At 64.6% G+C, this 19331-nt stretch carries 17 protein-coding genes; 10 read left to right on the top strand and 7 right to left on the bottom strand.

Annotation, left to right across the window (positions count from 1 at the left end):
* Nucleotides 1-16: 16 nt before the first annotated feature.
* Nucleotides 17-868, bottom strand: coding sequence for a hypothetical protein (locus AC1Z32_RS02520; RefSeq protein WP_483477128.1), 852 nt, complete (start codon nt 866-868; stop codon nt 17-19).
* Nucleotides 869-1047: 179 nt separating this feature from the next.
* Nucleotides 1048-2133 carry a tartrate dehydrogenase gene (locus AC1Z32_RS02525; RefSeq protein WP_483477129.1) on the bottom strand — a complete coding sequence of 362 codons (1086 nt, stop codon included), beginning with the start codon at nt 2131-2133 and terminating at the stop codon, nt 1048-1050.
* A gap of 305 nt (nt 2134-2438) precedes the next feature.
* On the opposite strand from AC1Z32_RS02525, the gene AC1Z32_RS02530 reads away from it, so the two are divergent.
* The 8 genes from AC1Z32_RS02530 (at nt 2439) to AC1Z32_RS02565 (ending at nt 9548) form a co-directional block, all read left to right on the top strand.
* Nucleotides 2439-3593 carry an efflux RND transporter periplasmic adaptor subunit gene (locus tag AC1Z32_RS02530; protein ID WP_483477130.1) on the top strand — a complete coding sequence of 385 codons (1155 nt, stop codon included), beginning with the start codon at nt 2439-2441 and terminating at the stop codon, nt 3591-3593.
* A gap of 1 nt (nt 3594) precedes the next feature.
* Nucleotides 3595-4287 (top strand): ABC transporter ATP-binding protein, encoded by a 693-nt coding sequence (locus tag AC1Z32_RS02535; protein WP_483477131.1) that lies wholly within the window; start codon nt 3595-3597, stop codon nt 4285-4287.
* 6 nt (nt 4288-4293) lie between these two features.
* Entirely contained in the window at nt 4294-5448 is a 1155-nt protein-coding gene (locus AC1Z32_RS02540; RefSeq protein WP_483477132.1) for an ABC transporter permease, read from the top strand.
* Between the two features lie 9 nt (nt 5449-5457).
* Nucleotides 5458-6624 carry an ABC transporter permease gene (locus AC1Z32_RS02545; protein ID WP_483477133.1) on the top strand — a complete coding sequence of 389 codons (1167 nt, stop codon included), beginning with the start codon at nt 5458-5460 and terminating at the stop codon, nt 6622-6624.
* A 123-nt stretch (nt 6625-6747) separates the two neighbouring features.
* On the top strand, nt 6748-7140 hold the full coding sequence (locus tag AC1Z32_RS02550; RefSeq protein ID WP_483477134.1) for a tautomerase family protein: 393 nt from the start codon (nt 6748-6750) through the stop codon (nt 7138-7140).
* Between the two features lie 22 nt (nt 7141-7162).
* Entirely contained in the window at nt 7163-7534 is a 372-nt protein-coding gene (locus tag AC1Z32_RS02555; RefSeq protein WP_483477135.1) for a GFA family protein, read from the top strand.
* 142 nt (nt 7535-7676) lie between these two features.
* On the top strand, nt 7677-9143 hold the full coding sequence (locus AC1Z32_RS02560) for an alkaline phosphatase family protein (RefSeq protein WP_483477136.1): 1467 nt from the start codon (nt 7677-7679) through the stop codon (nt 9141-9143).
* Between the two features lie 144 nt (nt 9144-9287).
* Nucleotides 9288-9548, top strand: coding sequence for a hypothetical protein (locus AC1Z32_RS02565; RefSeq protein ID WP_483477137.1), 261 nt, complete (start codon nt 9288-9290; stop codon nt 9546-9548).
* Nucleotides 9549-9570: 22 nt separating this feature from the next.
* Here AC1Z32_RS02565 and AC1Z32_RS02570 read toward each other — a convergent pair whose 3' ends face one another.
* Nucleotides 9571-10080, bottom strand: a complete 510-nt coding sequence (locus AC1Z32_RS02570) for an N-acetyltransferase family protein (protein WP_483477138.1) — start codon at nt 10078-10080, stop codon at nt 9571-9573.
* A 258-nt stretch (nt 10081-10338) separates the two neighbouring features.
* Between AC1Z32_RS02570 and AC1Z32_RS02575 the strand changes: the two genes are divergently transcribed.
* Entirely contained in the window at nt 10339-11322 is a 984-nt protein-coding gene (locus tag AC1Z32_RS02575) for a SphA family protein (RefSeq protein ID WP_483477139.1), read from the top strand.
* Between the two features lie 12 nt (nt 11323-11334).
* On the opposite strand, the gene AC1Z32_RS02580 is transcribed toward AC1Z32_RS02575, so the two are convergent.
* The 4 genes from AC1Z32_RS02580 to AC1Z32_RS02595 form a co-directional block, all read right to left on the bottom strand.
* Nucleotides 11335-13947 (bottom strand): fused MFS/spermidine synthase, encoded by a 2613-nt coding sequence (locus AC1Z32_RS02580; protein ID WP_483477140.1) that lies wholly within the window; start codon nt 13945-13947, stop codon nt 11335-11337.
* 75 nt (nt 13948-14022) lie between these two features.
* Entirely contained in the window at nt 14023-15690 is a 1668-nt protein-coding gene (locus AC1Z32_RS02585) for an arylsulfatase (RefSeq protein WP_483477141.1), read from the bottom strand.
* Between the two features lie 45 nt (nt 15691-15735).
* A complete protein-coding gene (locus tag AC1Z32_RS02590; RefSeq protein WP_483478188.1) occupies nt 15736-16812 on the bottom strand; it encodes an HAD family hydrolase in 1077 nt (358 codons plus the stop codon).
* Between the two features lie 43 nt (nt 16813-16855).
* Complete coding sequence (locus tag AC1Z32_RS02595; RefSeq protein WP_483478189.1) at nt 16856-17920, bottom strand: formylglycine-generating enzyme family protein; 1065 nt, start codon at nt 17918-17920, stop codon at nt 16856-16858.
* Nucleotides 17921-18357: 437 nt separating this feature from the next.
* Here AC1Z32_RS02595 and AC1Z32_RS02600 point away from each other — a divergent pair, with 437 nt between their 5' ends.
* Nucleotides 18358-19317: an AAA family ATPase gene (locus tag AC1Z32_RS02600; RefSeq protein ID WP_483477142.1), complete on the top strand. Its 960-nt coding sequence runs from the start codon at nt 18358-18360 to the stop codon at nt 19315-19317.
* Nucleotides 19318-19331 lie beyond the last annotated feature (14 nt).

Genomic DNA, 19331 nt, shown 5'->3' on the forward strand with positions numbered 1-19331 from the left:
GGATGCGGCGCGCCTGCTATTTCACGAGGCGCAGCCGCTTCGTCACAATGGTGCCTTCCTTGCGATCGATGAGCCACGCCGCATCGACGCTTCCATTCAGTGTCGACGTTCTGCGCGTGATGTCCGTGGGTTCTTCGTCGGTGGGCGCGCTGTGCTCGACGTCGTCCAGCAGATAGGGCGGCGCGAGGGTGCAGATGAGCACGATCGCGAAGTCCTCGTTGTCGTGCTCGTGATCGAACTTCGGCAGCAGCGTGCGGCCTCGCACGGTGGTCTTGATGCCGCCTTCGGGTTTCAACTGAATGACGTCGAAGGTCTGCACGAATCCCTTCGCTTTTGCCTCCGGCGCGACGACGAGCTTGCGGCCGCTTTGTCCCTTCACGGTCTGCTTGAGCAGAATCGCGTCCGGATTCTCCGGCGCCGCCAGCGACACATTCACGGTGAGCACCTTCTTCTTCGACAGGTAGCGCACGCCGTATGAAACCGGAATGACGAACGTGAACGTGCGGTCGGCCCGCGTGTCTGTCTGCGTTTTCGATTGACTTGCACCGGCCGCCGCAGAAGCGCCTTGCTGCGATTTGCGGAACGGATGCGAAAGAAACGCCCGCACACGGCTCGCGATCGATGGCGCCTGACCAGGCGCCGGGTGGCCCGCCAGTGCATCGCGCACGTGCTCGGGATCGTCGCCGGTGAAGTTGGGCGGAAGGGCATTGGCGGACATGATGGCCGGCGCCGATGCGCCGCTCGCGGCATCGTCAGCGGTCGCTGAATGGCCGCCGCCCGTCGCGGCCGCGAAAGTGGATATCGACCCGCACAGCAGCGCGCATGTAACACATAGCGCGGCGCCACGTCGACGTTTCAATAGAGACACCTGCCACTCCTGGCGCAAGAAGCCGAGGTCATGATGAAGTGGCTATCTTAAAACGAAGCCGGGCGGATCGGCATTTTGCATGCGTGATGATGAATTCGATCGGTGCGGCCCGCGACACGCATGACGTCGCGGGTGAGGCGCTTTTACATTCTCGACGACGCCCGACCGAACCTCGAACCTCAAACCGCAGCCGCTTCCACCCGCTCGACGAACGCGCACACGGCGGCCGTCACTTGCGCGGTCGTCGCCTTGCCGCCCAGGTCCCCGGTATGCAGCGACGGGTCTGCCGTCACCGCTTCGACCGCGGCCATCACGCGCTTGGCGGCCTCGAATTCGCCGAGATGCTCGAGGAGCATCACGACCGACCAGAACGTGCCGATCGGGTTGGCGAGACCCTTGCCCATGATGTCGAAGGCGGAGCCGTGGATCGGCTCGAACATCGAAGGATAGCGGCGCTCCGGATCGATGTTGCCCGTCGGCGCGATGCCGAGGCTGCCCGCGAGCGCGGCGGCGAGATCGCTCAGGATGTCCGCATGGAGATTCGTCGCGACAATAGTATCGAGCGTGGCGGGGCGGTTGACCATGCGCGCGGTCGATGCATCCACCAGTTCCTTGTCCCATTTGACGTCGGGGAATTCCTTCGCGATTTCGCCCGCGATCTCGTCCCACATCACCATCGCGTGACGCTGCGCGTTGCTCTTCGTGATGACGGTCAGCAGCTTGCGCGGCCGCGACTGCGCGAGTTTGAATGCAAAACGCATAATGCGTTCGACACCGGCACGCGTCAGGATCGATACATCGGTCGCGGCTTCGATCGGGTGCCCCTGATGCACTCGGCCGCCCACGCCCGAATATTCGCCTTCCGAGTTTTCGCGCACGATCACCCAGTTCAGATCTTCGGGCCTGCAGCGCTTGAGCGGAGCATCGATGCCCGGCAGGATGCGCGTCGGGCGCACGTTCGCGTACTGGTCGAAGCCCTGGCAAATCTTCAGACGCAGGCCCCACAGCGTGATGTGGTCGGGCACGTCGGGATCGCCGGCCGAGCCGAACAGAATCGCGTCCTTGTCGCGGATCGCATCCAGGCCATCGGCGGGCATCATCACGCCGTGCTGGCGGTAGTAGTCCGCGCCCCAGTCGAAATTCTCGAATTTGAATTCAAAATTTTGCGTGCTGCGTGCCAACGCTTCGAGCACCTGCTGGCCGGCCGGCACGACCTCCTTGCCGATGCCGTCGCCGGGAATGGTCGCGATGCGATACGTCTTCATGTCTCGTCTCCGTCTTCGATGTGTCGGGTGTATCTCGATGTGAGGCCACTCTACACAACTTCCAGCGCTGGAGCCGGCGCGAGACTCAAAGCATCTTTAACCTGAATTCACAAGTGGGCGTCGCGAGCGAGGCCGTTCCGGTCGGCGGATGTGCGGGAGTTTGCGGGCAAGAAGCAGCGATCGCGGCGCTATACTGACCATCCTTTCACCGCATCCCACCCGCGGGCTCATCCGAGGCGCAAATCCACAAATTGGCTGAACACGATCTAGAAAAACTCAAAATCGACCGGGGACCGTCCGCCGCCATGCCGCGGCGCCGGCGCCACTGGCTGCGTTATGCGGTCATCGTCGCGATCCTGCTCGTGCTCGCCGCCGTGGCATTGCGCCTGACCGGCCCGCAGGCCGTGGAAAGCGCCACCGTGACGTCGGTCTATCCGTCGCAAAGCTATACGCTGCTGAACGCCACCGGTTACGTCGTGCCGCAGCGCAAGGCGGCCGTCGCGTCGAAGGGACAGGGACGCGTCGAATGGCTCGGCGTGCTCGAAGGCACGCCGGTGAAGGAAGGACAGATCATCGCGCGGCTCGAAAGTAACGACGTCACCGCGTCGCTCGCGCAGGCGCAGGCGCAGGTGAAGGTCGCGCGGGCCAATCTCGAGCTGCAGCGCGCCGAACTGAAGAACGCGGAAGTCGATCTCAGGCGCTTCAGGATTCTGGCTCCGCAGGGCGCGATTCCGGCGACGCAGTACGACGCCGCGCTCGCCCGCTACGACAAGGCCAAGGCGTCCATCAATAGCGACGAAGCCGCGATCGTGTCCGCGCAGGCCAATGCGCAGGCCGCGCAAGTGGCCGTCGATCAGACCGTGATCCGCGCGCCCTTCGACGGCGTCGTGCTCGAAAAGCATGCGAACGTCGGCGACAACATCACGCCGTTCTCGTCGGCGTCGGACAGCAAGGGCGCGGTCGTCACCATCGCAGACATGAAAACGCTCGAAGTCGAAGCCGATGTCGCCGAGTCGAACATCTCGCGCATCGCCGTCGACCAGCCGTGCGAGGTCCAGCTCGACGCATTGCCCGACGCGCGCTTCGCGGGCCGCGTGTCGCGCATCGTGCCGACGGTCGATCGCTCGAAAGCCACCGTGCTCGTGAAGATTCGTTTCGTCGAGCGCGATGCGCGCGTGCTGCCCGAGATGTCCGCGAAAGTCGCGTTCCTCTCGAAGCCCGTGCCGCCCGAGGAGAAGAAGGCGGTCGTCGCGGTGCAGCCGACGGCGGTCGTCACGCGCAACGGCAGGCAAGTGGTCTACAGGATCGAGCACGACGCGGCGCGCGAAGTGCCGGTGTCGGCGGGCGAACGCATCGGCGAGCTGCTCGCGGTGCAGGGCGTGAAACCCGGCGACGTGGTCGTGCTGTCGCCCGGCGACAAGATCAAGGACGGCGCCAGAGTCACTCTGGCCAAGAAATAGCGTGAGCGCCCCGCCTCTGGTTCAAATCAGCCACGTCGCGAAGTCGTATCGACGCGGCGTGCAGACGGTGCCGGTGCTGACCGACATCACGCTGTCCATCGGGCAAGGCGATTTCGTCGCGTTGATGGGCCCGTCCGGTTCCGGCAAGAGCACGCTGCTCAATCTGATCGCGGGCATCGACAGGCCCGACAGCGGCGAGCTGCTCGTCGGCGGGCTCGACATCACGCGTCTGCCCGAAGCCGCGCTCGCGGACTGGCGCGCGGCGAACGTCGGCTTCATCTTCCAGTTCTATAACCTGATGCCGGTGCTTTCCGCGTTCGAGAACGTCGAACTGCCGCTGATGTTGACGCGCCTCACGCGCCACGAGCGGAAGGAGCGTGTCGCGATGGTGCTCGACATGGTCAACATGGCCGACCGCATGAGCCACTATCCGTCGGAGCTGTCGGGCGGGCAGCAGCAGCGCGTCGCGATTGCGCGGGCACTCATCACGGACCCGAAGCTGATCGTCGCCGATGAACCCACCGGCGATCTCGACCGCAACTCCGCCGCCGATGTCCTCGCGATGCTGCAGCGCCTCAACGACAAGCTCGGCAAGACCATTATCATGGTCACGCACGATGCACACGCCGCGAGCGCGGCGAAGGCGCTCGTGCATCTCGAGAAGGGCGAACTGATCGATGGAACGCCGCGCTAAGCCATCATGTACGTGCTCAAGCTGATCCTGCGCAACGCGCTGCGTCACAAGCTGCGCACCACGCTGACGGTGCTCGGGTTGACGATTGCCGTGCTCGCGTACGGCCTGCTGCATACGGTGGTGGATGCGTGGTATGCGGGCGCGGCGGCGGCATCGAACGCGCGGCTCGTCACGCGCAATGCGATCTCGCTCGTGTTTCCCTTGCCGCTCGCTTACGAGAACCGCATTCGCGGCGTCGATGGCGTGACCATCGTCGCGCGCTCGAACTGGTTCGGCGGCGTCTATCGCGATCCGAAGAACTTCTTCGCGCAGTTTGCGGTGTCCGAGAACTATCTCGATCTCTATCCCGAGTTCATCGTTTCCGAACAGGCGCGCGCCGATTTTCGACGCGACCGCAAGGGCGCGCTCATCGGCCGTCAGCTCGCGGATCAATACGGCTTCAAGGTCGGCGACGTGATTCCGCTCAAAGGCACGATCTATCCGGGCACATGGGATTTCGTCGTGCGCGGCATCATGGAAGGGCGCGACGAATCGACCATCACGCGGCAACTGATCTTTCACTGGGAGTATCTGAACGAGACGATCCGCAAGACGACCAAGCGCAACGTCGATCAGGTCGGCGTGTATGTGGTCGGCATCAAGGACCCGGACGAAGCCGCGGCCGTCTCGCGCAATATCGATGAGGTCTTCAAGAACTCGCTCGCCGAAACGCTGACGGAAACCGAGCAGGCGTTTCAGCTCGGCTTCGTCGCGATGTCGAATCAGATCATCGCGGCGATACGCGTCGTGTCGTACGTGGTCATCCTGATCATCATGGCCGTGATGGCGAACGCGATGGCGATGAGCGCGCGCGAGCGCACCACCGAGTACGCGACGCTGAAGGCGCTCGGCTTCGGGCCGGTGTTTCTCTCCGTGCTCGTGTTCGGCGAATCGATGGCGATCTGCGCGATCGGCGGCGGCATAGGCATACTCGCGACGCCGCCGATGGCCGAAGTCTTCAAGCACGCAACGGGCGGCGTGTTCCCGGTTTTCATGGTCTCGCGCGAGACCATGCTTTTGCAGGCCGCATGCGCGTTCGTCGTGGCGCTCGCGGCGGCGATCGTGCCGGCGGTGCAGGCGAGCCGCGTGCGCATCGTCGAAGGCCTGCGGGCGATCGGCTGAGGACGCGCGATGGCCATTCCCGTCTCCTACGTCGCACGCAATCTCTGGGCGCGCCGTCTCACGACGCTGCTCACAGCGGGCGGCCTCGCGCTCGTCGTGTTCGTGTTCGCGACCGTGCTGATGCTCGACGCGGGCCTGAAGAAAACGCTCGTGTCGACCGGCGAGCGCGATAACGTCGTCCTGATCCGCAAGGGCGCGGAGACCGAGATCCAGAGCGCGATCGACCGCGCGCAGGCCAATGTGATGGAGATGCATCCATCGGTTGCGATGAACGGTGACGGCGCGCCGCTCGCATCGAAGGAAACCGTGGTGCTGATCTCGCTCACCAAGCTCGGCGCGAACACGCCCGCGAACGTCGTGATTCGTGGCGTCTCGCCGATGGGCGTGCAGCTGCGCCCGCAAGTGAAGCTCACGGAGGGACGCATGTTCAGACGCGGATCGTCGGAGATCGTCGTCGGGAGCAGCATCGCGAAGGGCTTCGGCGGCACGCGCATTGGCGATCACTTGCGATTCGCGCAGCGCGACTGGACCGTGGTCGGCCACTTCGACGCGGGCGGCAGCGGCTTCGATTCGGAAATCTGGGGCGACGTGGATCAGCTGATGCAATCGTTCAGGCGCACGAGCTTTTCGTCGATGGTCGTGCGTCTCGCGCGCAGCGATGCGTTCGAACGCTTCAGGGCAGACATCGACGTGGACCCGCGCCTCGCCGACGAAGCCAAGCGCGAGCAGGTGTTCTATGGCGATCAGTCGAAGGCGCTGTCGACGTTCATCAATATCCTCGGCTTCACGCTGTCGACCATCTTTTCGGTCGCGGCGATGATCGGCGCGATGATCACGATGTATGCGTCGGTGGCGAATCGCGTCGCGGAGATCGGCACGTTGCGGGCGCTCGGCTTCAAGCGCTTCGATGTGCTCGGGGCGTTCCTGCTCGAAGCATTGCTGCTGGGCCTCGCCGGTGGTGTCGCCGGGCTTGGCTGTGCCGCGCTCATGCAGTTCGCTTCATTTTCAACGACCAATTTCCAGACCTTCGCGGATCTGTCGTTTCGCTTCCTTCTGACGCCTTCGGTGGTCGCGCAGACGCTCGGCTTCTCGCTGCTGATGGGATTGATCGGCGGATTTCTGCCGGCGTTGCGGGCTTCGCGGATGAATATCGTGGAGGCCTTGCGGGCGCGATGATTCGATTTTGTCGAACGGTCGATGCAGAACTATTCGATATTCAGCACCGATAGCGCGGCGTAGAGTGGACTCACCCGGCGATTGACTCATCGCTTTCGATTCCGTTTCGAAGGAGCATCCACCATGCCGCTCGTCCGCATCTCACTCGTGAAAGGCAAGCCGCGCGAGCACATCCGCGCGATCTCGAACAGCGTGCACGAAGCGCTCGTGGAAGCGTTCAAGGTTCCCGCCGACGATCGCTTCCAGCTGATTCAGCAGCACGAACGCGAAGACTTCATCTACGATCCGGGCTATCTCGGCATCGAACGAAGCGATGATCTCGTCTTCATCCACATCACCGCGAGCGATTGGCGCGACATCGCGACCAAGAAGGCTTTCTACAGGACGCTCGCCGCGAAGCTCGCGGTATCGCCGGGTTTGCGGCCCGAGGACGTGCTGATCGCGCTCGCGCCGAATCGCCGCGAAGACTGGTCGTTCGGCCACGGGCTCGCGCAATATGTGGAGGACGCGGCGTGAAAAATGGAAGGAGAGACCGACGATGAGTCCGACAACCCTGAAAGGCGCGTGCCATTGCGGCACGGTCACATTCGAAGCCGATACGCCGATCGAACCTGCCGTGCGCTGCAATTGCAGTCTTTGCAGGCGGCGCGGCGCGGTGATGTCGCCGCCGTTTCCGGCGGACAGGCTGCGCATCCTTTCAGGCGAGGACGAACTCGCGATGTATCAATTCAACACGCACGTCGCGAAGCATTTCTTTTGCAAGCGCTGTGGAATTTACACGTTCCATCAAACGCGGACGAATCCGGCGGAGTGGCGCGTGAACCTCGGCTGCATCGAAGGGGTCGATGCATATTCGCTCGACGCGAGCGTCGCGGACGGCGCGAGCAGTTCCGTCGTGACGAGTCCATAGCCTTCTGTCGTGTGAGTGAAAGGTGTTAGGAATGGCAAATGCTACATCCCGGCACCACAAGCCGTTCGCCTCCGAGGTCCTGTAGCGCAACCGCGTTTCAGACGAGCGGCGTCCGATAACTACACTCGCACGGAGCGCCGTCATGGCTCAGAAACCCTCGAACGAACCCGACGCGGTACGCCGCCGTCTGCTTGCTGCGCTCGCGAGCACGGCCATGCTGTCCGCATGTGGCGGCGGTGGCAGCGACGACAACTCCGGCACGGTCACGCCGACGAGCCCCATCGGCAACGTTCCGCCCGATCGCGCGAACCTGCCGCGCCCCGCGCTGCCCGCGCCGGCGACATCGGGCATCGATCACATCGTGCTCGTCACGATGGAGAACCGCTCGTTCGATCACATGCTCGGCTGGGTGCCGGGCGCGGAAGGCCAGCAGGCCGGCAGGCAGTTCACCGATGCATTCGGTGAGACGCATCCCACATTCTCGCTTTCCGCCAATGCGGCCTATGGCTTTCAGGGCTGCCAGTTCGCGGACCCGGATCATGAATATGACGCGGGCCGCACGCATCTCGCCAACGGCGCGATGAACGGCTTCCTGCTCACGCCGGACACGAACAAGACGGGCGGCGATCTGCTGCCCATCGGTTACTTCACGGGCAGCGATCTCGAGTTCTATCGCCAGGCGGCGACGCAATACACCGTCTGCGACTATTACATGACCGGCATTCTCGCCGATACGTTTCCGAACCGCGTCTATCTGCATAGCGGCGAAACGGACCGGCTGAGCGACACGCTCGATACCTCGTCGCTCTCGACAATCTGGGACCGACTCGACGCAAAGAACGTGTCATCGAAGTACTACTACAACGACGTGCCGTTCACGGCGCTGTACGGCACGCGTTATGTCGGGCGCTCGAAGCGCTTTTCCGATTTCCTCTCCGATGCGGCCGGGGGCAATCTGCCGTCGTTCTGCATGGTCGATCCGAGCTTCGCGGGCGAGGCGAACGGCACCTCGAACGACGATCATCCGCACGCCGACGTGCGCAACGGTCAGGCGCTGCTCGGGCAGATCTACGAGGCATTGCGCACCGGCCCGAACTGGAGCAGCACGCTCATGATCATCGTCTACGATGAATGGGGCGGCTTCTTCGATCATGTCGCGCCGCCGGTGAGGCCGCTGACCTCCGCCGAACAGAAGCTCGGCAACGACGGCCGCCTCGGCTTCCGCGTGCCCTGCATGCTGCTCGGACCACGCGTGCGCGCGAACAACGTGGCGCGCTATCCATTCGATCCGAGCTCGATTCATCAACTGCTCGCTTGGCGCTTCGGGCTCGATCCGCTGGGCGTGCGCGCGAGCGATCCCAACACGTTCAACATGGCCTATGCGCTCGACCTGAGCGCCGCGCCGCGCACCGATGCGCCGGCGCTCGCCGTGCCGCAAGGGCCGTTCGGACTCGAATGCTCGAACACGCCGGCAACCGGCACGGGCCTCGGCACCGTCGACAAATCGCAGGCGGCGAAAGCGGCCGAGGGCGCATCGCAAACGCCGACACCCGGCGGACGCTTCGCCGACTTGCGCGCAAAGGCGACGGCGCTCGGCTTTCCCTCCTGAGGCATAGACGTTGCACGCGCCGGTCGAGTCGCAGCGGGCGGCTCGGCCGGAAAGATATCGAAAGGTTTGTCTTGCCCTTGTGACGCACGCGATATGGGCCCCGAATGCTATCGTGCCTTCACATACGATTCTTACAAGGGCGCCATGCGCAGCACATGGATCAGAGGCACGGTCAGATCGCAACTCGACGCGAAGATCATGGCGTTCGTATCGAAGCACGCGCGCGCGACGAAGCCGCTCATCGACATGCGGGTGGCAATCAGGAACGAGAACGGAGAGATTTACCGGTTGATCATCGCGGACGGCGTGATCGAGATGATTCGCACCGACAAGTTTCTCGTCAGCATCGGCTGTATCGAGGAAAGCACGGACGAATTCGATGTTCTCTTTCGCGTGCCTCTTTGAACGGACGATGCGCGCGGGCGGATCATTCGAACCGCAGTGTCATGAAGACCGAATCGTGATACGTACCGCCGATCTTCAGCGCTCGCGGTTCGCGGGCATATTCGACGAACCCCGCCGCGGCGTATAGCCTGATGGCCGCGAGATTATCGGGTGCCACTTCGAGCTTCATTTCATCGACGACACCGCGCGCATGCGCGAGCACGCAATCGAGCAGCGCTCGCGCAAGTCCCGTGCCGCGCGCGCTTTCGCGCACATACATGCCCCATAGAATGCCTTTGTGCCTGAGCTTCGCGCCGGGCGGCACGAGAAGTCCGGCTACGCCGGCAAGCGTTCCATCGCTCGCATAGGCGCCGAATACCGCGTGATCCGCAATGCGCGCGCGAAACCATTCGAGCGCTTGTGTGTGTTCATCGTCATAGGAAGCGCCGAAGGACGCGGGATAGCGTTGCAGGCCCTCTAGACGGATGGCGCGAAATGCTTCGGCGTCAGCGGGCGTGAGGCGGCGAAACAATGGCGCGAATGTTTTCGGCATGATGCGCTTTTGGCGAAGCGGAATTGAAGCGTCAATCATAGCCGAGCTTCAAAAGCTCACCGAGGCAATGATCTTCATCGAAGATTACTAATGAAACCTTGAACCTCGAGTCGATAAGTTTCCTTGAGTAATGCTGACTGCGCCGATCAGCAGGCTGAATGCCGTACCGCGCTTTACAAAGCCGATGAATTCCAATATTGCTGGGGAATGGCCTTCGGGTCTATCGGATTCAGGCTTCAACCGCGCGGAGGTGAAGACATGGGAACGCGCACAAACGCGCGACAGCATCGCCCGGCAAGGCGCGTGCAGGCGGCGCTGCTCACGCTGGCTTCGATATTCGGCGCGGGCAACGCTTGGGCGACGGAAGGTGCGTTGGGACGGCCCGTCGCGGGGACGAGCGTGCTGTCCGGCGTCGGCATCGTGCCGACAGAGCCGGTGTGGATCGCGAGCCTGCAGACCGTCTATCTCGATGGCTCCATCGGCGCTGGGCGTCAGGTGCCGGTTGCGGGACAGACTTCGCTCGGCCTGAACGGCGAGTTGTCGCTCACGCTCGCGAGCCTGCTGAAGGTATGGGGAAGCTACGGCGGCTGGGCGTTCGCATCGGGCATCACGCTGCCCTACATCTGGGAGAAGGTGACGGGCAGCTTCGCCGCCGGTCAGCTCACCAGGACGACGAGCGATCGCGCGTCGAATCTCTATGACATGCTCTTCACGCCGATCGAAGCGGGCTACCATTTTTCGGAGACCGATCACATCGCGCTGTCCTTCAACATCTGGGCGCCGACGGGCAATTACGAAGTCGGCGCGCTCGCGAACCCGAGCCTCAACAACTGGACCTTCGTGCCGACCGTCGCCTATACGAAGCTCGTGCCGAAGTACGGCCTCGAGTTCGACGCGGTCATGAGCTTCCAGTTCTACACGCGCAATACCGCGACGAACTATCAGAACGCACCGCTCTTCACGCTCGACGTGATGGGCCTGAAGAAGTTCGCGAACGGCTTCGGCATGGGCGTGGTGATGGGTACCGTGCAGCAGCTCGGCGACGACACCGGCCCGACCGCCGATCGCCTCAACGGCTTCGTCGGGCATGACTTCACGGTCGGTCCGATCATCACCTACGACACCAAGCTTGGCGGCAAGGCGCCGCTATCCGCGAGCCTGCGCTGGGTGCCTTCGGTTACGAGCACCAACCGGCTGAAGAGCACGAAGACCTTCATGGCGACGGCCACGCTCGTGTTCTGACGCACTTCTGCTTTATTCCGCTTGGCCCAGCACCCAGCGATAGTACGGATTCGCGCGATCCGCCTGCAGCACCGCGCCGATGTCGCTCGTCCATGCTTCACGATCGCCGCGATACGCATCGAGCCCCGCGCGATAGAACGCGTGCAGTGTGCGGCGCTCGGCGGCGAGCGTATCGACGAAGGCCGGGTCCGCGTTCGCGAGCGGAGGCGCGCTTTGCAACGCGAGCATGTGCGAGAGCGTCGCGGCAAAATCGGCGCGACGCACCCACGGCGCATATTCGATGCGCGGATCGTCGTCCGTGACGGGGCGCGCATCTTCGGCGTAATAGGCGAGGGCGGAGCGGTCCGCGATCCACGTCGCCGCGAACGCTTCCGGCGACGCGATGCCGACTTCACGCAATGCGCGCGCGACCTCGGGCTGCGCGAAACGGGCGCGCATGCGCGGCACGTCGAGCGGCATTGGCTGCATCGAGCCGACGAGCATCATCTCGTGAAACTCGGTCGTCCATAGGGCCGCATGCGGAAACACCTGCAGGAAGCTCTGGATGAGCGAGCGCGTCTGGTTCTCGTTCTGTGTCGCGAGCGGCAGCCATTGCGCAACGATGCCGCCTTCGTTCAGACGCGCCGCCGCGAGGCGATAGAAGTCCGTCGAATACAGATTGACGACGCCCGCGGCTGACGGCGGCGGCGGCTCCAGCGTGACGAGATCGTAGCGTTCGTCGCGCGAAAGCAGTTCACGGCGGCCATCGGCGACACGCAGATCGATGCGCGGATCGGCGCTCATGCCGTAATTGCCATCGAAGCGCGACGACGCGCGCACGACCGCGGGCAACAACTCCGCGACGACGCGCTTCTCCAGCGTCGGCCACGTGAGCAGCGCGCCGCCGGTGATGCCGGTGCCGAGGCCGATGACGAGCGCCGAGCGCGGCGTGCCCGTATGCACCATGAGGGGCGCGAGCGCTTGCAGACGCATATAGCGGCGTGAGGTCATCGCATCGCCGGAGTTCGACACGCCTTGTATGTAGAGCCGGCGAAAGCGCTGCGCGCCGTCGCCCTGATCGAGCACGGCGACCGTGCCGCCCGCGCTTTCCTCGTAGTACGCGAGACTGCCGCCGTGCGAAGTCGCGAGCAGCGCGCCGAGCCGGTCGGCGGGCGTGATGATCGCGACGATCGCGGACAGCGCCGCTATCGACGCACATGCGACGATGCCCGCACGACGCGCGAGACCGCCGCTCAACGCCGCCGACAAACCGATCAGGCCCGCCGCCGCCGCGAGCACGCCGAGCGAGCGGATGAGCCCGAGCGACGGAACGAGCCCGAAGCCCGCGAACAGCGTGCCCGCGATGCCGCCCGCCGTGTTGAGCGCGAGCACGCGCCCGACATCCGCGCCGATGCCTGAGTTCGTATCGCCCGCGCGGCCGTCGGCAGCCATGCGCAGCGCGAAGGGGAAGGCGGCGCCGAGCAGCAGCGTCGGCACGAGCACGATCGCGCAGGCAGCCACCGCGAAGCTCGCGCACATCGACGTGAGCAGATTGCCGGTCGCGGCGAGCGTGAGCGCCGATGCGTGCCGTTGCGCGTCCATGAGCCAGCCGCCCGCGCCCGCGACGCCGCCGAGCGCGGAAAGACCCGCCATGCCGATGAGCACGCCGAACGCGCTCCATGGATCGCGCACGCGGTCCGCGTAGCGCGCGGCGATCGCGCTGCCGAGCGCGAGCCCGAAGAGGTAGGTCGCGAGCACGATCGAGAACGCGAAGCTGCGCGTGCTGATGAACTGCGCGATCGCTTGCGACCACACGACTTCATAGCCGAGCGCGATGCCGCCCGCGACCGCATACAGCGCCACCGCGATGCGCGCGTGCGCGGCATCGGGCGACGATTGCGCGCGTGGCGCATCGGCGGCGATGGACGCGGCCAGGCCCGGCCGCGGCTGACGCGAGATCGCCACGGCGCCGAGCGCCGCGACGGCGTTCAACGCGGCTGCGGCCAGTGCGCTGCCCTGCACGCCGAGCAAGGGAATCAGCACGAAGGCGGGCAGCAGGGCGCCCGTGATCGCGCCCGCGGTGTTCGCGGCATAGAGCCGTCCGCCCGTGCCGCCGACGCCCTGCCGCGACGGCGCGAGCGCGCGCGTGAGCACGGGCACCGTGCCGCCCATCGCAATGGCGGGCACGCCGACGAGCGCGAAGGGCAGCGCCCACGCGAGCGGACCGGCGCTCGCCTGCAACGCGGCGAAAGGCGCGGCGCTGTGCGCGAGCGCCTGCGTCGCGCCGATGCCGAGCAAAAGCGCCGCGATCTCCAATGCGGCATAGAGCAGAAAGGGCCGCCCGGCATGATCGGCACGATCCAGACGATCGGCGAGCTTGCCGAAGAGCCATCCGCCGAGCGCGAGGCCCGCGAAGAACGCGCTGATCGCGATCGTCACCGCCTGCACTTCGATGCCCACGACGAGCGTGAGCTGCTTCACCCACAACACCTGATAGATGAGCGCCGCCGTGCCGGATGCGAAGAGCAGCAGCGCGGGCACGGCGGTCTTCGTGACAACGCGCGTGTCCCGCGAGTGCGCACGGCGCGGCTTGCGGGCCGCTTCGCATCGGACGGACTTCGGATGGTCGGCGCTGAGGTGGCTCATCGCTTGCAAGTTCCGAGGAAAGCCCGCTGCGTCTTTCGATGCAGCGGGCATGGTCATCGAATGACCGTGGGCGGCTTAATTGCCGGTCGTGCCGAGGCTCTTCATCAGCGACTCGGTCATCTGGTCGATGCTGAAGCTCGCGGGCCGCTGGCTCGGCGGATACTGCTTGAAGGTCGCGAGGAACGGTGCGACCTTGGTCACCGCGTATTGCGCGAGATAGACGTTCTTCGTGCTCCAGTCGTAATACTGGTCGGACACGACATCCGCGCGTTCGTACGGGTCCATGCGCAGATTGAAGATCTTCGGCACGCGCAGGCACGTGAACGGATTGGCCCATACCTGGAACCCGCCCGGCGCGCGCTGCTCGCAGAAGACGAACTTCCAGTTGTCCTCGCGCATCGCGACGAGCAGGCCATCGTCGTTGAAATAGAAGAACTCGTGGCGCGGGCCTTCCTTCGCCTGCCCGGTCAAATAGGGCAGGAAGTTATAGCCGTCCAGATGCACCTTGAAGTTCTTGCCGCCGACCGCCGCGCCTTTCAGCAGGCGCTCGCCGATGTTCGTGTCGCCCGCGGCGGCGAGCAGAGTCGGAAACCAGTCGAGCCCGGACATCATTTGCGTCGATACGGAGTTGGGCTTGATATGTCCCGGCCATCGGACCATCGCGGGCACGCGGAACGCGCCTTCCCAGTTGGTGTCTTTCTCGCTGCGGAACGGGGTCGTCGCCGCATCGGGCCAGGAGAACTGGTTCGGGCCGTTGTCGGTCGTGTAGACAACGATCGTGTTGTCCGTGATCTTGAGGTCGTCGAGCGTCTTGAGCAGCTTGCCGACATCGCCGTCGTGCTCGATCATGCCGTCCGCGTACTCGTTGCCCGGCATGCCGCTTTGCCCTTGCATCGAGGGCCGCACGTGCGTGAAGAGGTGCATGCGCGTGGTGTTCATCCAGACGAAGAAGGGCTTGTCCGCCTTCGCCTGCTTCTGAATGAAGTCGATCGCGGCTTGCGTCGTTTCGTCGTCGATCGTTTCCATGCGCTTGCTCGTGAGCGGGCCTGTGTCCTGAATCTTGCCGTCCGCGAAGGAATGGATCACGCCGCGCGGCGCGTTGGCTTTCACATAGGCCGCATCGTTCTTCGGATAGTACGGACGCTCCGGCTCTTCCTCCGCGTTCAGGTGATACAGGTTGCCGAAAAACTCGTCGAAGCCGTGTGCGGTGGGCAGATATTCGTTGCGGTCGCCGAGGTGATTCTTGCCGAACTGGCCCGTCGCGTAGCCGAGCGGTTTCAGCGCCTGCGCGATCGTGATGTTCGCCGCCTGGAGTCCGACCGGCGCGCCCGGCACGCCGACCTTCGACAAGCCCGTGCGCAGGGTCACTTCACCCGTGATGAACGTGGAGCGGCCCGCCGTGCAACTGTTTTCCGCGTAGTAATCGGTGAAGATCATGCCTTCGTTGGCGATGCGGTCGATATTCGGCGTCGTATAACCGACCACGCCCTTGCTATACGCGCTGATATTGGTCTGCCCGATGTCGTCGCCGAAGATCACGAGGATGTTCGGCTTCTTCGAGCTCTGGTTGCCGGCGGGCTTCGCAGTGTTCTGCGCGGGCGGCTTCGCCGGCGCGGCGGGCTTCGCGTTGTTCTGCGTCTGCGCGGTCGAGACCATCGGCGGCACGACGAGCACGCAGATGGCCGCGATCGCGGCGAGTGCGCCGGTGAAATACCGGACGCGTCGAAGATTCGGCCTTGTCATTGTCGTTCTCCTTTCGCGATGCACCCGCACGCCTCAGAGAAACCGCTACTGCCTCGCGTCGCGCGGATAGATAGTGCTCCACTCGTCCTTCATGCTCACGACGATCCAGCCTTTCGCGAGCGCTTCGTCCCATGCGTGATCGAGCTTGCCAACCTTCGATTGCCGGTCGTAGGCGAACTCGCGCGAGGCATCGTCGTGATGCACGATGAGCGCGAGATGCGGGCCGGGCTGCGCGGCGGTGTATTCGAGCATCTGCTGGTCGCCGTCCGAATTGCCGAACGCGAGCACCGGCTTGCGCCCGATGTTCCGATAGATGCCGACGGGCTTGCCCGGCCCGTCATCGACGAAATCTATCTTCGGCTGGCGCACGAGCGCAGGCTTTCCGTCGCGCATTTCGTAACTCACGACCTGGCTCGAGCCGATCACCTGCTCGGGCGGAATGCCGTAGACGCGCTCGGCGAATGCGCGCATGAATTCGATCGTCCCGCCCGAGACGATGAACGTCTTGAAGCCATTCGCGCGCAGATACGCGAGCAGCTCCAACTGCGGCTGATAGACGAGCTCGGTATAGGGCCGCTGGAACTTCGGATGCTTGGCCGTTGCGAGCCAGGAGCGGATCGCGCTGTCATATTCGTCGACGGTCATGCCGCTGTTCGCGATGCCGACGAGCTTCATCAACTCCTTCTGCTGACCCGCGAGCGCTGCCTGATCGTGCGCGGCGAGCGCGCGGAACGCCGGATTGTCGCGCCACTCGGGATGCTTCGGCGCCGCGGCTTTCACCTGGTCCAGCAGGAACACGAACTGGAAGTAGAGCGGCTGTTCGCTCCAGAGCGTGCCGTCGTTGTCGAACACCGCGATGCGCTCGGCGGGCGGCAGGAACGAGGGCGAGCCTTCGCGGGTCACGTCGCCGACGAACCTGATGATCGCGTCGCGCGCGGGACCATTGCGCCACGAAGGCAGCACCGCGGCGGCGGCCTGTGCCGTGGAGGTTGCCTGCGCGCCGGCCGTGGGCTGAACGCTCGCGCTATCGACCTGACTCGCACATCCGGCGACGAGCGCCGCGGCGAGCAGCGACGCCGTGCAGCCGCGCAGACGTTCGAGCGGACTGCGCGACCCGTGCATGGTTTCTTGTTCTTCGAATCTCAAGGTCTTGCTTCCTCTCTGCTCAACGAGCGGTCGTGACAAGAGCTTCGTGCGTCCGGTCCCAGACATCCTTGTCCATCACGAGCCGGAATCCCAGATGCGACATGCTGTTGTAGGGGTCGGTGCCGCGCCGCGCGCTCGGGCGATAGCTCAGGCAATAGGCTTCGTTGCATAGAAACGAGCCGCCGCGCGTGACGCGCTTGGGTGCCTGCACGGGCACGCCGGGATCGGCGGGGTCCCATGAATCGGACGGGCCTTTGGGTTCGTCGACCACGCCGCCGGCCGATGCCTCGCGTCTGAACTGGTCCGCGCGATACCAGTCCGCGACCCATTGCCATGCGTTGCCGGTCATGTCGGAGAGGCCGTAGCCGTTGGCCGGGAAGCTGCCGACAGGGCTCGTGCCCGCCGCGCCGCCCGCCTTCGCGTTGACGACGGGAAACGGCTGCGCCTGTTGCCCTTGCCAGACGTTCGCCATTTGCTTGCCATCGGGCGTGAACCGATCGCCCCACGAATACGTGGCCTGCTCGAGCCCGCCGCGCGCGGCGAACTCCCATTCGGCTTCGGTGGGCAGGCGTTTGCCGGCCCATTTCGCGTAGGCCTCGGCATCTTCATACGAGACCTGCACGACAGGATGATCGTCCTTGCCTTCGATGCTGCTCGCGGGTCCGGTCGGATGCCGCCAGTCCGCGCCGGGCACGAAGCGCCACCAGCGCGAGTAGTCCTGGAGCGGCACTTGCTCCGCGGTTCCGACGAACACCATCGCCCCGGGCACGAGCTTGCTGTCGGGCGGACGCGGCGTGCCGGGCGGTAGCTGCACTTCCAGGGTTTCCCACGCGGGCTTCTTCTCGGCGGTGGTGACGTAGCCCGTCGCCTCGACGAACTTGCGGAACTCCGCGTTGGTCACGTGATGCTCGTCCATCCAGAAGCCATGCACGCGTACCGTGTGCGCGGGGCGTTCGTTGGCTTGCGCGAGCTTGCTGTCGCTGCCCATCAGGAATTCGCCGCCGGGCACCCACGCCATGCCTTTCGGACCATGCTCGCCGTCGCCGAGGACGATGCGGATGGACGGCTGCGCTTGGCTGGTCATCGCCCGGCTCACCGCGTAGCCGACGAGCGCGGGGCACAGCAGAAGCAGCACGGCCCATAGCGCGATGCGGCGCACACGCGAGCCGCGCACGGCTGGCTGCGATACGAGTTTCGAATTCTGCTCGCGCGTCGCGTGCTTGCGCTTCATCGACTCATTGCTCATGCACGTCCCTCCACTTGCGGCTCGGCGGCATTCGGACTCACCAATATACGAACGCCTACGCGTTTTCAATCTTTTTTTAAGCGGTGCCGCGAAGGGATGGAGGGCGCCGCTCGCAATGGAGCAACATTACTTTCATTGCTGCACCGAACGTTTCAAGAAATGTAGCAATGCGATGCTTTGACGAAAACGCCCTGGTCCAGTAACTTGTCGCTCACGCGGACTTATAGCGTCACGAGGCGGGACACATGATGGACAACCATCGGAAAGAGCCAGTCATGCGCGATACCATCCGGCGTTTCGAAGCGAGCATCGGACAAGCGGTCGTGGGGCAGGAAGCCGTCGTACGGCAGATCCTGATCGCGCTGCTCGCCGATGGCCACGTGCTGCTAGAGAGCCTGCCCGGCCTCGCGAAGACGCGCACCGTGAAGGCCATCGCGGCGCGCCTCGCCGCGACGATGAAGCGCATCCAGTTCACGCCCGATCTGCTTCCTTCCGACATCACCGGCGGCGAAACACTGCTGCAATCGGGCACCGAGCGCACGCTCACGTTTCAGCCCGGCCCGATCTTCGGCAATCTGATCCTCGCGGACGAAATCAATCGCGCGCCCGCGAAGGTGCAATCCGCATTGCTCGAAGCCATGGAAGAGCGGCAGATTTCCGTGGCGGGCAAGACGCATGCAATGCCCGACCTCTTCCTCGTCATGGCGACGCAAAACCCCATCGAACAGGAAGGCACGTATCCGCTGCCCGAAGCGCAGATGGACCGCTTCCTGTTGAAGGTGCTGATCACGTATCCGTCGCAGCAGAGCGAATGCGAGATGCTGCGTCTCCTGCGGCGCGAGACGGAAGGCGAAAAGACGAGCTTCGACACGCTCTCGCAGGAAGACATATTCGCGGCCCGCGAGGCCGCGCGCCGCGTGAGCGTGGCGCCGGCCATCGACGAATACATCGTGTCGCTCGTGAATGCGACGCGGCATGGCGAGACCATCGACGCCGACCTCGGCAAATGGATCGAAGTAGGCGCGAGCCCGCGCGGCGCTATCGGTGTCGATCGTGCGAGCCGCGTGCACGCATGGCTCGACGAGCGCGCGTTCGTTACCCCTGATGACGTGCGCGCGGTGATTCATCCTGTGCTGCGTCATCGGCTGCTGCTGTCCTACGATGCGAACGCGGACAACGTCGGCGCGGACGCGGTGATCGACCGGCTGGTGGAGAAAGTAGCCGTGCCTGCCTGATTCCGGAGGAACGT

It is taken from the genome of Caballeronia sp. 11_S32 (genome assembly GCF_056930355.1).

What these genes read in the sequence shown, in the direction of transcription:
- AC1Z32_RS02525 (WP_483477129.1), bottom strand. Translation starts at nt 2,133, where the DNA reads ATGAAGACGTATCGCATCGCGACCATTCCCGGCGACGGCATCGGCAAG.
- AC1Z32_RS02530 (WP_483477130.1), top strand. Translation starts at nt 2,439, where the DNA reads ATGCCGCGGCGCCGGCGCCACTGGCTGCGTTATGCGGTCATCGTCGCG.
- AC1Z32_RS02540 (WP_483477132.1), top strand. Translation starts at nt 4,294, where the DNA reads ATGTACGTGCTCAAGCTGATCCTGCGCAACGCGCTGCGTCACAAGCTG.
- AC1Z32_RS02545 (WP_483477133.1), top strand. Translation starts at nt 5,458, where the DNA reads ATGGCCATTCCCGTCTCCTACGTCGCACGCAATCTCTGGGCGCGCCGT.
- AC1Z32_RS02550 (WP_483477134.1), top strand. Translation starts at nt 6,748, where the DNA reads ATGCCGCTCGTCCGCATCTCACTCGTGAAAGGCAAGCCGCGCGAGCAC.
- AC1Z32_RS02555 (WP_483477135.1), top strand. Translation starts at nt 7,163, where the DNA reads ATGAGTCCGACAACCCTGAAAGGCGCGTGCCATTGCGGCACGGTCACA.
- AC1Z32_RS02560 (WP_483477136.1), top strand. Translation starts at nt 7,677, where the DNA reads ATGGCTCAGAAACCCTCGAACGAACCCGACGCGGTACGCCGCCGTCTG.
- AC1Z32_RS02565 (WP_483477137.1), top strand. Translation starts at nt 9,288, where the DNA reads ATGCGCAGCACATGGATCAGAGGCACGGTCAGATCGCAACTCGACGCG.
- AC1Z32_RS02570 (WP_483477138.1), bottom strand. Translation starts at nt 10,080, where the DNA reads ATGCCGAAAACATTCGCGCCATTGTTTCGCCGCCTCACGCCCGCTGAC.
- AC1Z32_RS02575 (WP_483477139.1), top strand. Translation starts at nt 10,339, where the DNA reads ATGGGAACGCGCACAAACGCGCGACAGCATCGCCCGGCAAGGCGCGTG.
- AC1Z32_RS02580 (WP_483477140.1), bottom strand. Translation starts at nt 13,947, where the DNA reads ATGAGCCACCTCAGCGCCGACCATCCGAAGTCCGTCCGATGCGAAGCG.
- AC1Z32_RS02585 (WP_483477141.1), bottom strand. Translation starts at nt 15,690, where the DNA reads ATGACAAGGCCGAATCTTCGACGCGTCCGGTATTTCACCGGCGCACTC.
- AC1Z32_RS02590 (WP_483478188.1), bottom strand. Translation starts at nt 16,812, where the DNA reads ATGCACGGGTCGCGCAGTCCGCTCGAACGTCTGCGCGGCTGCACGGCG.
- AC1Z32_RS02595 (WP_483478189.1), bottom strand. Translation starts at nt 17,920, where the DNA reads ATGACCAGCCAAGCGCAGCCGTCCATCCGCATCGTCCTCGGCGACGGC.
- AC1Z32_RS02600 (WP_483477142.1), top strand. Translation starts at nt 18,358, where the DNA reads ATGCGCGATACCATCCGGCGTTTCGAAGCGAGCATCGGACAAGCGGTC.